Source organism: Bowmanella yangjiangensis (genome assembly GCF_018531185.1).
GTDB classification, from domain to species: domain Bacteria; phylum Pseudomonadota; class Gammaproteobacteria; order Enterobacterales; family Alteromonadaceae; genus Bowmanella; species Bowmanella yangjiangensis.
In genome coordinates, this window is record NZ_JAHDJU010000002.1 from 804,957 (window position 1) to 820,301 (window position 15,345).

10 protein-coding genes are annotated in these 15,345 nt (G+C 50.5%); 8 read left to right on the plus strand and 2 right to left on the minus strand.

What is annotated here, in order from left to right; translation table 11 throughout:
* The first annotated feature begins 53 nt into the window (after positions 1-53).
* The 6 genes from KJY73_RS13080 (at position 54) to KJY73_RS13105 (ending at position 7,284) form a co-directional block, all read left to right on the plus strand.
* Complete coding sequence (locus KJY73_RS13080; protein ID WP_214344165.1) at positions 54-341, plus strand: hypothetical protein; 288 nt, start codon at positions 54-56, stop codon at positions 339-341.
* Positions 338-1,921 (plus strand): PepSY-associated TM helix domain-containing protein, encoded by a 1,584-nt coding sequence (locus KJY73_RS13085; protein ID WP_214344166.1) that lies wholly within the window; start codon positions 338-340, stop codon positions 1,919-1,921. The genes KJY73_RS13080 and KJY73_RS13085 overlap by 4 nt, the downstream gene beginning before the upstream one ends.
* A complete protein-coding gene (locus KJY73_RS13090) occupies positions 1,921-2,253 on the plus strand; it encodes a DUF3325 domain-containing protein (protein WP_214344167.1) in 333 nt (110 codons plus the stop codon). Before KJY73_RS13085 ends, KJY73_RS13090 begins: the two co-directional genes overlap by 1 nt.
* Before the next feature lie 63 nt (positions 2,254-2,316).
* On the plus strand, positions 2,317-3,354 hold the full coding sequence (gene selD, locus KJY73_RS13095) for a selenide, water dikinase SelD (protein ID WP_214344168.1): 1,038 nt from the start codon (positions 2,317-2,319) through the stop codon (positions 3,352-3,354).
* A gap of 1 nt (position 3,355) precedes the next feature.
* Positions 3,356-4,447, plus strand: a complete 1,092-nt coding sequence (mnmH, locus tag KJY73_RS13100; protein WP_214344169.1) for a tRNA 2-selenouridine(34) synthase MnmH — start codon at positions 3,356-3,358, stop codon at positions 4,445-4,447.
* 128 nt (positions 4,448-4,575) lie between these two features.
* A complete protein-coding gene (locus KJY73_RS13105; RefSeq protein WP_214344170.1) occupies positions 4,576-7,284 on the plus strand; it encodes an insulinase family protein in 2,709 nt (902 codons plus the stop codon).
* 7 nt (positions 7,285-7,291) lie between these two features.
* Here KJY73_RS13105 and KJY73_RS13110 read toward each other — a convergent pair whose 3' ends face one another.
* On the minus strand, positions 7,292-9,415 hold the full coding sequence (locus tag KJY73_RS13110) for a winged helix-turn-helix domain-containing protein (protein ID WP_214344171.1): 2,124 nt from the start codon (positions 9,413-9,415) through the stop codon (positions 7,292-7,294).
* A 310-nt stretch (positions 9,416-9,725) separates the two neighbouring features.
* Between KJY73_RS13110 and KJY73_RS13115 the strand changes: the two genes are divergently transcribed.
* Together KJY73_RS13115 and KJY73_RS13120 are read left to right on the plus strand one after the other, a co-directional pair.
* Positions 9,726-12,737, plus strand: coding sequence for a TonB-dependent receptor domain-containing protein (locus KJY73_RS13115; protein ID WP_214344172.1), 3,012 nt, complete (start codon positions 9,726-9,728; stop codon positions 12,735-12,737).
* A gap of 122 nt (positions 12,738-12,859) precedes the next feature.
* Positions 12,860-13,906 carry a metallophosphoesterase gene (locus tag KJY73_RS13120; protein WP_214344173.1) on the plus strand — a complete coding sequence of 349 codons (1,047 nt, stop codon included), beginning with the start codon at positions 12,860-12,862 and terminating at the stop codon, positions 13,904-13,906.
* 26 nt (positions 13,907-13,932) lie between these two features.
* Here the strand turns inward: KJY73_RS13120 and KJY73_RS13125 are convergent, their stop codons facing one another.
* Positions 13,933-15,135 (minus strand): anhydro-N-acetylmuramic acid kinase, encoded by a 1,203-nt coding sequence (locus KJY73_RS13125; protein WP_214344174.1) that lies wholly within the window; start codon positions 15,133-15,135, stop codon positions 13,933-13,935.
* Positions 15,136-15,345: the final 210 nt, after the last annotated feature.

Below are 15,345 nucleotides of genomic sequence, written 5' to 3' on the forward strand. Positions count from 1 at the left end.
GTTTTCAGTTCTTTTTGATAATAATTCTCGTTTTTAAAATTCAGGGAATGAAATTGTCTGCTGTATCCCTCTATTCTTTTGGGGTGTTATTGCGTGTTATCAGTGCGGCTGTGGTTGGCTATCTGGCAACCTCGGAGTTGGCGGTACTGTGTGGCCGAATTCTGCCATTAGCGCCACTGGAATCTGTGCTCAGTGTCATGCTGTTTTCATTTCTGCTCTACGCTGGCCTGGTTATGTGGGCATTTTATGTTCGACATCATTGGCGGGCACTTACTGATCTCGGTGGTTTATGGCTGTTGGCCTGGGTCTTTAACTACGGATTAGCTGGGGTGGTAGCATGAGGGGCTCGTTTTTCCGCTCTATGACCTGGCTACACACCTGGGCAGGACTGTTGACCTGTTGGTTGCTTTTCCTGGTGTTTTTCGCCGGAACCCTGAGTTATTTTCGTCACGAAATTACCTGGTGGATGCAGCCACAAAGCCATGGGCTGAAGCCGGTTGACTATACCCAGCATGCAGCGGGGCTTAGCCGTGCACTCAACTTGCTAAATGAGCGTGCGCCGGATGCAACAAGTTGGGTAATTGACTTACCTACCGAACGTCAGCCCTTGCTGCATTGGCGCTACAGAGAGGCAGCGCCGCCAGGTGAACGACGAGCTAGTGTCGTGAAAGGTTATCTTAGTGTGGACGGCGATACACAATGGGCGGCTCTGCTGGATACTAAAGGGGGAGAGTTCTTTTACCGATTGCACTTCGATTTGCACTACATATCGCCCATGACGGCTCGTTGGGTAGTGGGTGCCGCCGCGATGGTGATGTTGGTTGGATTAATTACAGGCCTGGTGATTCATCGGCGTATCTTTGCGGATTTTTTTACTTTTAGAGCCGGAAAAGGGGCCAAAACCTGGCTGGATCTGCATAACCTCAGTGCAGTGTTTGCCTTGCCTTTTCATTTAATGATCACCTATACCGGTTTGCTCACTTTAATGTTTATGTATATGCCCGCGCCAGTGGAAAAGGTCTATCCCGGCGGTATGGCCGGCTTTTTTAGCGACCAGAATCCAACCTTCAAACCTGTCGCCAGGGCAGGGCAGCCACTTTCCCAGCCAGTTGACTGGCAACAACTTATTGGACATTTCAAAGATAACAAAGAGTTAGCAGCGATAAGCCGTATCAGCATAGATAACCCGGCAGATATCAATGCCCGCATTACCTTGTACGGTAAAGCCGATGGTGTGATTGCGCATTACGCCAGAGCCAGCTTGTATGACGCCTCCGGAGAGGTATTGGGCACAACCCGAGAAGCGCAGTTTTATGCGGCAGAAAGGACAGCCAATACCATGATTGCCCTGCATACGGCGCAATTCTCGCCCTGGTCTTTGCGCTGGTTGTTTGTGGTTGGTGGCATATTGGGCTGTGTGATGGTCGCCTCAGGCGGGATATTATGGGCCAGACGTTTGGTTGAGAAAAACCTCCGGCTAGGACGCCCTCCAGGTTGGAATCTGCGCTTGGTACAAGGCATGAATCTGGCGACTGTCGTTGGTCTGCCGTTGTCCGCTATGGTGTTTCTGTATCTTAACCGCCTATTGCCTGCGGGGCTCGACGCCCGTGCTGAATGGGAAATAAATGGGTTCTTTATCAGTTTCGCCCTGACCTTGGTATTGGCACTGATTCGCGCCGACCATAAAAGCTGGGCTTTGGGCTGGTTGCTGGTGGCGGCCATGGCGCTGGCGTTGCCTATGGTGAATGCCATGACCACGAATTATCACCTTATTGCTTATCTGCAATCCAGACAGTGGCCCCTAGCTGCACTGGAGTTGTGCGTGATGCTGGGCGGTATAGTCGCACTGTGGGGAGCCGCATGCTGTGCCAAGTCGGCTTCGTCAGCACCAGGCCAGTCGCGTAGTGAGGCGTACTGCTGATGAGCTATTTATTGGTGATGGCGCTAAATGTACTGGCCATGAGTTTTTTTGCCACTAGCCGGCATGTTCAGTTTCGACGTCTTTATGGCAAAGACCCCGGAGTGGGCCAGAGGCGCTGGATGCTTATCGGCGCTTGGTGCCTGCTGGCAGTGGCGCTATTAAGTGCCTGGGTCTGGCAAGGGGCAGCATACGCGGTGTTAATCTGGTTAGGTACGATGACAGCGGCCGCATTGATTGTACTTGTCACTTTGCAGGCAAGTTCAGGGAAGTTTCGGTATCTGCAATTTGGTGCTTTAGTGGTTTGTATTGTCAGTGGTCTGTATCTGAACTGACACTTCACAGTGTGGAATAAAAGCCTTATGTTGGGGAATTGAAAATCCCTTAATCGACAGGCTATGCAGAACAAGATCAAACTAACCCAATTCAGTCATGGCGCAGGATGTGGCTGTAAGATTGCGCCTGGGGTGCTCGATGAGATCCTGAGCAGCCAGCTCGTTATTCCCGACAATCCTTTGCTGTTGGTTGGTAACAGCAGTAAAGACGATGCCGCTGCCTATGATTTGGGTAACGGTATGGCTGTGCTGTCCACCACCGACTTCTTTATGCCCATAGTTGATGATCCCTTTGACTTTGGCCGTATCGCTGCCACCAATGCCATCAGTGATATCTATGCCATGGGCGGAACCCCCCTGATGGCCATCGCTATTCTCGGCTGGCCGGTCAATCTGCTGGGAGCCGATGTCGCCCGGCAGGTGGTAGACGGTGGTCGTCAGGCTTGCCTTGATGCCGGCATTTTATTGGCCGGCGGACACAGCATTGATGCGCCTGAACCTATTTTTGGTCTGGCGGTGACAGGCCAGGTACCAATTTCTCAGCTAAAGCAAAACAATACCGCTAAAGCCGGGCATGAACTCTATCTGACCAAGCCACTTGGCGTGGGCGTGCTCAGCACCGCACAAAAGCAGGGAAAACTGCTGGCTGAACACCAGTTTTTGGCCCGGGATCAGATGTGTAAATTGAACAAAGTGGGGGCAAAACTGGCCACGTTACCAGACGTCAGTGCCATTACCGATGTTACCGGATTTGGATTGCTCGGCCATTTGTTGGAAGTTTGCGAAGGCAGTAACCTAGCGGCTAGGCTCTGGTTTGATGCCATCCCCAGGCTTGACCCAATTGAGTATTATCTGCAACAAGGTTGTATTCCCGGCGGCACCCGGCGCAATTTTGACAGCTACGGGCACAAGGTAGTGCTACAAAACCTCCTGCAGCAGCACTTATTGTGCGACCCTCAAACCAGCGGTGGCCTGCTGATTGCCGCAGCGAAGGCTAGCCGCGAGATCGTGCAGAGTCTGTTGGCCGAGGAGGGCTTATATGCACAGCCCATAGGCGAGCTGATTGAGCCGCACTCGCCGATGTGGATTGAGGTGTGCTGAAATGGCTATTGAGTTTGATGATTACCGGCAGGTGTTTATCAGCGATGCTGCGCTGATGGATCTCAGGGCGCCGGCTGAATTTGCTAAAGGGGCTTTTCCCACCGCCATAAGTTTACCGCTGATGACAGATGCTGAGCGGGCCAAAGTTGGAACTTGTTACAAACAACAAGGTCAGCAAGCTGCTATCAACCTGGGGCATAAGCTAGTTAGTGGTGAGATAAAAGCAGAGCGACTCGGGCGTTGGTGTGAGTTCGCGCAAAAACACCCTCAAGGTTACCTGTATTGTTGGCGGGGAGGGCTGCGCTCGCAAATTACCCAGAGCTGGATGCAGGAAGCCGGAGTAAGTTATCCGCGCATCAAGGGCGGTTACAAGGCGCTGCGTCAGTTTTTGCTAAATGAATTGGAACTGCAAGTGGCCAAGCAGCATATCATTTTGCTGGCAGGGCGCACCGGTTCGGGTAAAACGTTGTTATTACAGGAACTTGGCAATGCCGTTGATCTGGAATCCCTGGCTAGGCACCGGGGCTCAAGCTTTGGCGCAGGCTTAATACCGCAGCCGACCCAGATCAGCTTTGAAAACCAGTTGGCGATCAGTCTGTTGAAGCTCGGTGAAAAGGCGACGCAGACCACTATTATGGAGGATGAGTGTGGCCACATAGGATCGCTTATGCTGCCGCTATCCCTGCGCGAGAAAATGGCTCTGGCACCCGTCATCATTCTTGACTCTTCATTGGATGAGCGGGTGGAGTGCATCTTTGATGAATATATACAACAGCGCTTCGCCGCCAGTTTAGCGCATTATGCGGATGATGCATTTGCGCAATTTTCTGCCTATTTGCAGGGAAGCTTGTTCCGTATCCGCCGTCGTCTTGGCGGTGAAGCCTACCAGCAACTGAATACTCTGATGCAGCAGGCCTTGGTTCAACAAGCAAATACCGGCGATGCCGATTTGCATCGCGTTTGGATTACCCGCTTGCTGCGCGACTATTATGATCCTATGTATGATTACCAGCTGAGTAAGCGACCTAGGCAGATATTGTTCCGCGGCAATGCATTACAACTTAAGGCCTGGTTAGCCGCGCAAACGCACTAAATTGGCGGTAATACAGGCGGATAGAGAAAGAATAGAGGTAAAAAGGAGATCCCCCGCATTGAGCCTGTTTGGGGCTGGCGTTTAGGGTTTGCACTGTTACACCAATATGCAGACCGGGAGAAAATGCCATGCCAAAGTGGCTTGTGTCGCTTACCTTATTGATACCCCTCAGCGCTTGTCAGTTATCCCCTCAGGGAGCCAGAAATACTGAGATAGTTAAAGGCCAACAGGATCCAGCCAGTTACCACTATCTGCAATTGGATAACGGTTTGAAAGTGCTGCTTCTAAGCGATACCGCACTGGCAAAAGCTTATGCCTCCCTGACCGTTAAAGCTGGCTATTATCAGGATCCTGAGCAAATGCCGGGTCTTGCGCACTTATACGAGCATATGCTGTCAAAGGGCTCACAGAAATACCCGGATGCCGCTGAATACAAACAGTTTCTCGCTGATCAGGGCGGCCGCTCCAACGCCTCCACCTCCGCGCAGGCAACCAATTACTATTTTGAAACTGCGGGTGATGGCTTTGAGCCTGCGCTGGACAGGTTCGCCTGGCAATTTATCGGACCTTTGTTGCCCGCCGAGTTGGTCTACAAAGAGCGTCATGCGGTCAATGCAGAGTTCAGCATGAAATTTCAGGATGCCTTCAGGCGTAAGCGCGAAGTGATGCGCACGCTGTTTAACCCTGAACACGGCTATAGGAAGTTTTCCACCGGTAATCTGGATACCCTGCAAGACAGTGAAAACCTGACCCTGCACAAGGCAATGACCGACTTCGGCCAGGATTATTATTGCAGTTCCCGCATGAGTTTGGTGTTGGCTGGGCCTCAGTCCTTGGCTGCACTTGAACAACAGGCCAAAGACAAGTTCAGCGCCATAGCCGATAACTGCAGAAAAGCGCTGGTATCCCAACCCGCTCCTTTGCTCGCCGATGAGCCTCGTCAGGTGGATATCAAAACCCTGCGTAAGCGTCAGCGGCTAACCTTGTCCTTCCCAATGCCTTCCAGCCAGGTTGGTCGGGACTCGATGGTGGATGAGTACACCGAATGGTTGCTGGAAAGTTTTAACCCCAATGGTCTGGAAAATTACTTGCGCGAGCAAGGCTGGGTCCAAAGTCTCTCGGCTTCTATTTCTTATCTGGACGATAAGCACGAACTGCTAAGCATAGAGTTTGTGTTAACTAATTCAGGTAAAGACCAACAGAGCACTATCACCGCAGCGACCCACGCCTATTTTCAAATGCTACGTGAACAGGCATTAAACCCTTCGGTTTTTAAGCTGTTTGCCAGGCTATCGGCCACTCGTTTTGATAATTCACCTGAGCATGTGGGGGCCGATGAGGTTCGTCAGCTATCCAGACGCTTACTGGAATACCCGGCCAGTCAGGTGCTGAGCCAGGGATATCTGTCGTCAGGCTTTAATCCAAGTGCTTTAGCTGCTTATTGGGCTGCCATTAAGCCCGAAAATATGTTGGTGGTCAGGGAAGGGCGTAATCTCAATACCCAAAGCCGGGAACCGATTTATCAGACCGAATATCAGCGCGCCTTGATACCTGATTGGACCTTAGCTGAGTTGGTTTTTACGCCGCCTTCGGTCTCCCCATATTTTGCTGAAGCAGAAACTCACACTGTTGCCAACGCCTTGCAGCATCAGTCGCTGGCGGGTCTGGATATCTGGTATCTACCACCGCGCCGGTCCGCTGACAGCTATACCGCCATCACCTTGTATATTGACAGCCATTCTAAAGGCGCTGACTTTGATGCCCTCAATGCCCTGCGGGAAAAGCGCCTTGAACAGCAATTGGAACCCATCCTGGAACAGGCGTCGGCGGCTGACATACAAGCTGGAATTACTGCAACAAGTACTGGGATGCGCCTGCAGATAAAAGGCCAAAGCGGTAATTGGTCTGCGCTGTTTTCGGATTTGCTTGGTGGCCTGGAAAAGCAAACGCTGTCAGATGAGGCAAAAAAGCAGACCCTGGTACGCCGAATAAATGCACTTGAGGGATTTGAGCGTGAACGACTGACGGTGCAAAGCAGCCGACTGCTTGACCACCAGTTAGGTTTGGCAAGTCTGCCAAGCGAGGATTTGTTGACGCTGCGCGATTTACAGGAAAGTGACTACAACCAGTTTGTTGAGAATTACCTGAACAATGCCAGGATGACCTTAGTGGTTTACGGGCCTGTGCCATCCGCCACGGTCGATGCGCTTGGCCAACGTGTGTTGGCACTGCAAAGGAATATTCAGGAGCAAGCAAATGCCACGACCATGTGGGATGGAGAGTGGCCCACTCCGCTGCAGACTCGCATGATCGAGGGATCGGACAGCGCGGTGCGATTGGTTTTGCAACCAAAGGCTCAAACGCTGGATGACATCGCCTTGGTCGAGCTGTTGGGGAGCATGCTAAAAGCGCCGTTTTTCCATCAACTACGCACTCAGGAACAGCTAGGCTATACCGTCAGAGCCGGAGCCGAACAGCGCAGGGGCATTCATTATCTGGGTTATTTCGTCCAATCTCCGGTAGCCAGTGCCGCACAATTGCATGGGCGGATTGCCCGCTTTAATCTGGACTTTTTACCTAGCCTGCAGGCACTTACCCAGATGGAGTTCGATGCATTGAAAGCAAACCTGTTGGATGCCCTGCGTCAGGGGCGTTTAAACAGTGCCGATATGGAAACTGAGCTGCGCACCCATATTCGCTATGGGCGGACGCTGGACTGGCAGGAGCAACTTGAGTTGGCCATTCAAGACTTGCCTCTAGAGACTTTCCAGCGCGGCGCAACGTCTTTATTGACTTTACCTTTGAATGGATTGCTATTGGAAGCGGCGAAGGGTTGAGCTAAAGCTAGTTCAGCTCAAGATGCTTAAGACGTTTTATATCTGACTGATACTTGATGGTATTGCTGAACAGCAGGCGTTGCCGCTTGCTGTCCAGGCTAAATGAACTCTCTGTGACTACCTCGGGCACCGGTAGGCGCAGAATCGGCTTAATTTCGCCGCTTCGGGCGTCATAGTGTTTTATGTCCTTGTAACGAGTACCAGGGTCGGTGAAATAGATAATACCGTCGTCGGCTAAGGTCCAGGAGTAGCGCGTTCCAAATTGTTCTGCGCTGATCAGCAACTCACTTTGTTCTGAGCCCGGTGACAGTCTGTACAGGCCCGGCTCGGAGCGAGTGTATAGCAAGCTGCCGTCTTCAAGCAGTACACCATGTCTTCCGCCGTCATACGTTAACTGGGTAACAGGGCTGCCATCCAAGGGCAGCAGAAAGAGTTCGCGCTCACGCTCTTCGGTGTCTTCATTCATGTAAATAGACCCGACTAAAGCGCTGTCATCGGCTGTCCAGGTTACCCGGTAATGGCCATTGTAAGGGCTGGGCACTCGGGATATGCGCTTGGTTGCTACCTCTACCACCATCAAAGAGTCACCACTGCCATCGGCGTTTGCTGCCAGAAAGGCAATACGTTTGCCGTCATGGGACCATTTAGGAAAAAGCACAGGGCGCTTTAACTCAGTCAACTGCTGGCGCTGATTGCCATCGGCGTCGGCTATCCATATCTCATAGTTGCCTGACTCGTTGGACAGATAGGCAATGCTGTCACTGGCATTTGAGTAGTCTGGATACTTATGGTTGTAGTCTGACTGCAAAAACGGAAATGGGCTGGATGGCAGGTCGTTTGCCAGCGGCAGGTAAGCAATCTGATAAAACTCGCTGCGCGTTTGGAAATACAACCAGGGCGTCTGCTTGGCAAACGACGGGTAGCTGAATCCTTCAATATTCAAAGGCGTTAAGCGCCCGGTAACGACATTCAACAAATAACCAGAACGTGAATCTGCTCTTTGCACACCGTAAACCAGATGCTTGCCATCCGGGTGCCAGGTAATGCCAACAATATCGGACTCGCCTTCAATCATCAGTCTTTCCTGACCAGTAGCCAGGTCATGCAGATAGATGTTTTCCGAGAAACGACTAAGACGGCGACTAATGGCCAGATACTGCCCATTGGGTGAAAAAGCCATATCCCGGTCGCGCATGTCGCATTCGGTCAGACATACCGGTGTTTCGTTCGATTCACTGTTTATTCGGCGGCGATAAACCGCAGGTTTGTCGGCAACCCCTTCCAGGCCCCAGTAAGCCAGCGTACTGTTATCCGGGGTGATATCCAGATAATGCAAGTCGCCCCCCAGCGGACATTTTCCAATAATTTGTTCCTGCAGGCTTTGTACATCTAGTTTGATCATGTTACAGGTTTCAAGATCATCATTTTTACGCCTGAAATACAGCACCTTACCCGTCATATCCCAGACAGCACGCCCTTCGTTTTCCTCGTCAAAGGTTAACTGCTTGGGAGACAGATTGGGCTGCTGGGTGTCCTGCATATATAAGTCCATGCTGCCGTCCGGCCGACGCCATTTATACACCACATGCCTGCCGTCAGGAGTTGGCGCAGGGAAGAGTTCCATCCCCGGTTGGGTGGTGATAACTTCGATACCGCTAATAGGGCTCAGCTCCTCTGTCTGCAGCCACCAAAACACTAAGAGCAGTAATGGCATAGGGAGTACCCATAACCACAAAGGAGGGTATCGTCGGCGCTGGTTTGTCGAAGAAGTTTCTGACGCCGCTGGTGCAAGCGTCTTGGGGGGGGACAGATACTCAGGTTCGCGCAGCAACTGGTAACCACTTTTACGAATGGTCTGGATGCTTTCACTTCCATCCGGGTGTTTAAGCGCCTGCCGCAGATGCCAGATGGCATTGGTTAAGGCCTTCTCGCCTACGTAGCCGTTGCCTTGCCATATATGTTCAATCAGTTCCTGACGTGGAACTACCCGAGGGTAATGAGAAGCCAGGTAACACAACACCTCGATAAACTTGGGTTGCAAGCTCTGCTTTTCTGAATCCGACAGATAGATGGCGCATTCAAGCGGCTCAACTCTGAACTGACCTAATCTGAAGGGGGTTTGCTGAAGCATGGCGTTGTTTTTATGCTGTTTTTAACAGTGGTCGAACAGTGTAAAGGCAGAGTATCGGATTGCCGATATGGTCGCAATCATAATAGCGTGAGCAAATGTTACCCTTGATTACAGTGGAATTCAACTCATTGTTATAAAAAGAAAAAAGAGAGAATAGAGATTAAATAGAGATATAACTGGGGAAGAATAGAGTCCAACTGTATTGTGCTTGTTAACCAGGTTAAATAAAAGGAATCATCCGCCAGTAGGTAGTCGCTGGCGCTGAGCAATAAACCCGTAAAAGTAAAATTATTTTAGGGATACACAACCAATGAAAAAGAAACTCTTAACCCTTGCTATTCAGGCAGCGGTATTTAGCAGCGCCTCAGCAATGGCGCAGCAAGTTGAGGTGTCAGCCACTCAAAGCAGCAATGCCGCGCAGGTTGAGCAGCAGCAAGTTAAGGAAGTCGAAAAGATCAGTGTTACCGGCTCTCGTATCAAGCGCGACAGCTTCTCCATGTCTACCCCCATGATGTTAATGGGCAAAGAAGACTTGGTTGACAGTGGTCTGGGTGAACTGGCCGACATTCTGGTTGATGAGATTCCTTCTATCAGCGCCGGTTCAAGCAATACCAACTCTCAAAGCAGCGTGCAAAACACCGGCTTGTCGACCATCGACCTGCGTGATTTAGGTACAGACCGTACCCTGACGTTAATTGACGGACGTCGTGCGGTATCCAACAGCTACAGTGGTAACTACATTAGTTTGGCCACTATTCCAGCTGCCATGGTTGACCGTGTAGAAGTTATTACTGGTGGTGCTTCAGCGGTATACGGTTCTGACGCTATTGCCGGTGTTGTGAACATCATCACTGAAAATAATAAAACCGGTTTTGAAATCGACGTGCGTGGCGGTGAGAGTACTGAAGGCGGTGCTCGCGAATTCACTATCGACACAGGCTATGGTGCCAGTTTTGATGATGACCGCGGTTATATGCTTGCTGCAGTGACCTGGGATCGTCAGTTTGGTTTGTTGGCCTGGGATCGTGACCGTTCTCAGTACGAGTCGAGCTTTGACTACGATGCAGAGAAAATGTGTAACGCCAACAACACCATTGATGGCGACCAGTGTATGCGTGACATCACTATGGACGACTGGCGTGAGCGCAGCAACGATATCTCTGGTGGCCGTTTTGAAGGCAATAAATGGTGGTATGACGCGGACAATAATTTAAAAGAAGGCTTTAAAGAAGAACGCGACGGTTATGATACCTTTGAGTGGGATATCCTGAAGATACCCGTCGATAAACTAGCCAGCGCCTTTAAAGTGAACTACGACCTGACTGACGATCTGCGCGGTACTTTCCAAATTCACTACGCGAAGAACAAATCTGGCCGTACTAATCCGCCAGAAGGTCAGGATTATAATGATGACGAGTTGTATATTGATCCTATAACCGGTCTCTCTGACTTGAAAATACCAGGAACGATTTCCATAAATAATCCGTTTGCACCCGCAATCATTGCGGATACCGCAGGAAAAGATATCACCTGGGATCGTCGCTTCGACGAAGTGGGCAATGTTATTACCGAGAACACCCGTACTACTATCCGTTCCGCTGCTGGCCTGCAAGGTACCTTGTTTGATGGACAGTGGGATTGGGAAGCGTCTGTGGGCTACGGCAAGTTCAAACAAGAACAGCGCCGTTTTAATGAAATCAGTATCACTAAGCTGGCCTTAGGTCTGGATGCTGAATACGCAGCTGACGGTACGACTATTCAGTGTGCCGACGAGCAAGCTCGCGCTGAAGGCTGTGTGCCGGTCAATATTTTTGGTATTAATAGCATCAGCCCAGAAGCGGCAGACTATATTCGCGCCAATCCCTATATCAACACCGATATTACCCAGTTAAACCTGCAAGCCTTTATGACAGGCGACCTGTTTGAAATGCCTGCGGGTATGGTCGCTTCGGCCTTTGGTATTGAATACCGTCGCGATAAGCAGGAAGTAGACACCGATGTTGCCCTGCGTGGTCAGGCTATTACCTTTAACGACGTGCCACCGTTCTCTGGTGAAGTGAAGGTATGGGAAGCCTTTGGTGAGGCAACCTTGCCGTTGTTGAAAGATGCACCGGCCGCTAAACGTCTGGACCTGGACTTGTCATTGCGTTTGGCTGATTACAGCCAGAAGAATATCGACCTGATGGCCTCTTATCGTGCGGGTTTGATGTGGGAACCAGCAGAAGGTTATGCTATCCGTGCTAACTACTCTCGTGCACAGCGGGCTCCCAGTATCACTGAGTTAGTATCACCTCCTCGTGGTGACTATGACAGCTTCTCTGATATCTGTGACGGTGTAACTGCTACCTCTACCGGCCCAGGTCATGATGCCTGCCGTCAGGAGCCGGGGATCGCCAACGCCATCGCATTGAATGGTGTGTTTGAGGATGAAAATACCGGTTATTCTCCGAATGCCGGTAATTTGGATCTGAAAGAAGAAACGGCAGACACCTATACCTTAGGTATTACCGCAGCGCCCAGCTTCCTGGAAAACTTCAATATCGCATTGGACTACTATGACATCACTATTGAAGATGCCATTACTTCCATCGGTAATGAGCAGATCCTGAGAGAGTGTTATGACTCATCGGTTCCATTTGGTGAAGGCAATGCGTTCTGTGGTGATATTACCCGTGACTCTGAAGGTAATATTACCCAGCTGATTCAGCGTGAATTTAACCTGGCTGAAGAAAAGGCTCGTGGTTACGATGTGTCTATGAAGTACAAGTACGAGACAGCTGAATACGGCGACTTGTCATTCAATTTGAACTTCACACACGTTATCGAGCGTTCAGTGACGTATGAAGGAAACGATGGTCTGGAGACCCTGGATTACAACGGCGAATTAAGCTCTGGTATCTTTACTGACCGAGCGACAGCCTCTGTTACCTGGCGCTACGATGATCTGCGTATTCGTTGGAAAACCAAGTACAAGAGTTCTGTGGTCGATGACCACGAGCGAGTTGCTGATTGGGAAGAGCTGAAGGCTGAAAATCAGGCGAAGCTGGATGCCGGTACTGGTGGTGTAGCTAACCCTGAAACACCTTTGTACTTGTTCTACGGCTCGTACGTTACTCACGACGTATCTGCCTCCTACAACCTGGATTTAGATGGTGGTATGGAGCTGAAGCTATACGGCGGCTTACGTAACGTCTTCGATAAAGAGAGCCCATTCGTGCCAAACACCGGAGATAGTGTTGTAACCGGTAATGGTAACTATGAAGGTGAGTTTGACGGTGGTGTAGGCCGCTTCGCTTATCTGGGTGCAGAACTGAAGTTCTAATTCCACTCTTGTTATAACGGGCGCTGCGGCGCCCGTTTTATTTTTTACCAGGTTGTTTGTCCGCGCAGAGGAAGCCAAGTCTTTAACTAAGCAGGGATGGGGATAAGTTGTTGGGTATAAATATGCGTCATTTGTTGATTTCAGCCGTTCTGGTATGTGCGTCAGGTATTACAAGTGCTGACACCTTGGATGATGGCCCTTATGTGTTTACCAGTCAGCCAAACTGGCAGGCATTATGGGTCTGTGCCGGTGAAGCGAAAGCCGCAACACTTCCTGAAGTGAAAAGTACCGTCACCATTGAAGAATGTGGCTTACAGGCACAGTTGCAACCGCAAGCGGCGAAACGGCCGGTATTGGAATACCCCAAGCCTTCGAAACTGGCAGCCATCAGTGATATTCATGGCCAGTTTGAGCTACTTAAAACCTTGCTGACCGTGCATGGCATTATGGATAAACAAGGTAACTGGCAGTTTGGCCAGGGCCATTTAGTGATTACCGGTGATATTTTTGATCGTGGGCCTCGTCAAACGGAAGCCCTGTGGTTGATATACCAGTTACAGCATCAGGCGCAGGAAGCGGGCGGCAAGCTGCATTTTCTGCTGGGTAACCATGAAGTGATGGTACTCAATGGCGACCTTCGTTATCTGAATGAAAAGTATGAGAAGGTTGCCTCGTTGCTGAATCGGCCTTTCCCTGCCTTATATGGTGAAGACACGGTGCTGGGGCAATGGCTACGCGGTCGCAATGTACTGGTCAAAGTGGGTGAGTTACTGTTTTTGCACGGTGGTTTACACCCGGATCTTGCCAAAGAAGGCAGGTCTCTTGCAGAGATTAATCAGGTGTTCTCCGGCCAGTTGATCGAAGATAAAGACCATCCCAGGGAAGGTTTTAGCCGTTACCTGCATAAGACCAATGGTCCTATCTGGTATCGTGGCTATTTTCGTTTTCCACAGGCCAGCAACGAAGACATTGATGCGTTGCGCAGTCACTTTGGGGTTAACAGCATAGTTGTCGGGCATACCACTCAGGAACATGTTTCAAGCTTCTATGACGGCAAAATCATTGCCATCGACAGCGGCATAAAAAATGGCGAAAACGGTGAAGTGCTGTTGATTGAAAATGGCAAGCGCTACCGCGGCTTGCTGGATGGCAGCCGCGTTAGCCTGTAGTGATTCACATCAGCGTGTCAGGCTGATTAGTCTGGAAAACTGATTTTACCCATAGTGACGCTGGGGATCCCTTCTCTGGCGTTACCAAACTGGGCTTTACCTCCGGCTACGCATTCGTTGGCCAGCAGAGCAAACAGCACGGCTTCTTTGGCATCGGGGTTGATACCCAGCTCACTGGTTGAATGTACTTTAGCCTGAGGGATCTGACTGCGGATATTGTCCATCAGCAGCGGGTTATGCACACCACCGCCGCTGCCATACAAATGGTATTCACCCAGCGCTCCGGCACAGCGATTCAGGGCGTCCACAATCATATCGGCAGAAAAACGATTCAGGGTGGCCATGACATCTTCATGACTGAGCTGTTGGGTATGGCTGGCGACTTGTGCGCGGGCCAGATAGTCCAGATTAAACAGCTCCGGCCCTGTGGTTTTGGGGAAGCCCTGGGTAAAAAAGTCATGGGCTTTTAATGCACCGAGGAGTGCGGGGTTAATCTTGCCCGCACGCGCAATAGCAGCATCGGCATCGTAGGTTTTTGGGGCAAAATGCTTTTGTACATACGCATCCATTAAGGTGTTACCCGTACCCACATCGGTGCTAAATACGGCCTGTGCATCCAAACTGGCAGGCAGGAAAGTAAAGTTGGCGATACCGCCCATATTCAGCATCACACGATTTTCCTGGTTGTCGGCAAAGATCAGAAAATCGCCGTACACCGCCAGTGGCGCGCCTTCGCCCCCGGCAGCAATGTGCTTCTGGCGGAAATCACTGATAGTAATAATACCTGTCTTCACCGCCACATGGTCGCCGTCACCTATCTGTAAGGTGGCATTTGGCATTGCTGTCACGCCATGCAGGGATTTAGGCGCATGGAAGATAGTTTGGCCGTGACTGGCGATGAGATCGATTTCCTGAGGCTGACGTTGCCAGGTCTTCAGGCAGTCGAGGATCATTTCTCCATGCAGAGTGCCTATCCAGGGGTTGAGCAGGCAAACCTGTTGTAAGTCCACATCACGCCTGGAAAAGATATCGCGAATCAACCGACGGTAAGTATCGTCATACTCAACTGTGGTGAATTCCAGCAATTCCACTTTGCTTTGCAAGCCGTCACCATGGATTTTGCACAGCGCAACATCCAAACCATCCAGGGATGTGCCGCTCATCAAACCGATAATTAAGCGTTCTGGCTTGCTGGAAAGTTGCTGAAGTGTCTCGATATGGCGATGCATTGCGGTCTCCTGCCTGGAAATTGGTATTAACTTTGTACTCTACACTTTCCTGCTTGCTTGTACACAGCGGCAATCCGCGTTGTAAACCCGGTTTGTTCAGGTTTGCAAGAGATTTACTTACAAAGCAAGAGAAAGTAAAAAGCGCCTTCGGTTTGACTAATGGTATCTGATGTATCAAAATTTTTTAATACCAATTTAATACCATTGTCA

What these genes read in the sequence shown, in the direction of transcription:
- KJY73_RS13085 (WP_214344166.1), top strand. Translation starts at nt 338, where the DNA reads ATGAGGGGCTCGTTTTTCCGCTCTATGACCTGGCTACACACCTGGGCA.
- KJY73_RS13090 (WP_214344167.1), top strand. Translation starts at nt 1,921, where the DNA reads ATGAGCTATTTATTGGTGATGGCGCTAAATGTACTGGCCATGAGTTTT.
- selD (WP_214344168.1), top strand. Translation starts at nt 2,317, where the DNA reads ATGCAGAACAAGATCAAACTAACCCAATTCAGTCATGGCGCAGGATGT.
- mnmH (WP_214344169.1), top strand. Translation starts at nt 3,356, where the DNA reads ATGGCTATTGAGTTTGATGATTACCGGCAGGTGTTTATCAGCGATGCT.
- KJY73_RS13105 (WP_214344170.1), top strand. Translation starts at nt 4,576, where the DNA reads ATGCCAAAGTGGCTTGTGTCGCTTACCTTATTGATACCCCTCAGCGCT.
- KJY73_RS13110 (WP_214344171.1), bottom strand. Translation starts at nt 9,415, where the DNA reads ATGCTTCAGCAAACCCCCTTCAGATTAGGTCAGTTCAGAGTTGAGCCG.
- KJY73_RS13115 (WP_214344172.1), top strand. Translation starts at nt 9,726, where the DNA reads ATGAAAAAGAAACTCTTAACCCTTGCTATTCAGGCAGCGGTATTTAGC.
- KJY73_RS13120 (WP_214344173.1), top strand. Translation starts at nt 12,860, where the DNA reads ATGCGTCATTTGTTGATTTCAGCCGTTCTGGTATGTGCGTCAGGTATT.
- KJY73_RS13125 (WP_214344174.1), bottom strand. Translation starts at nt 15,135, where the DNA reads ATGCATCGCCATATCGAGACACTTCAGCAACTTTCCAGCAAGCCAGAA.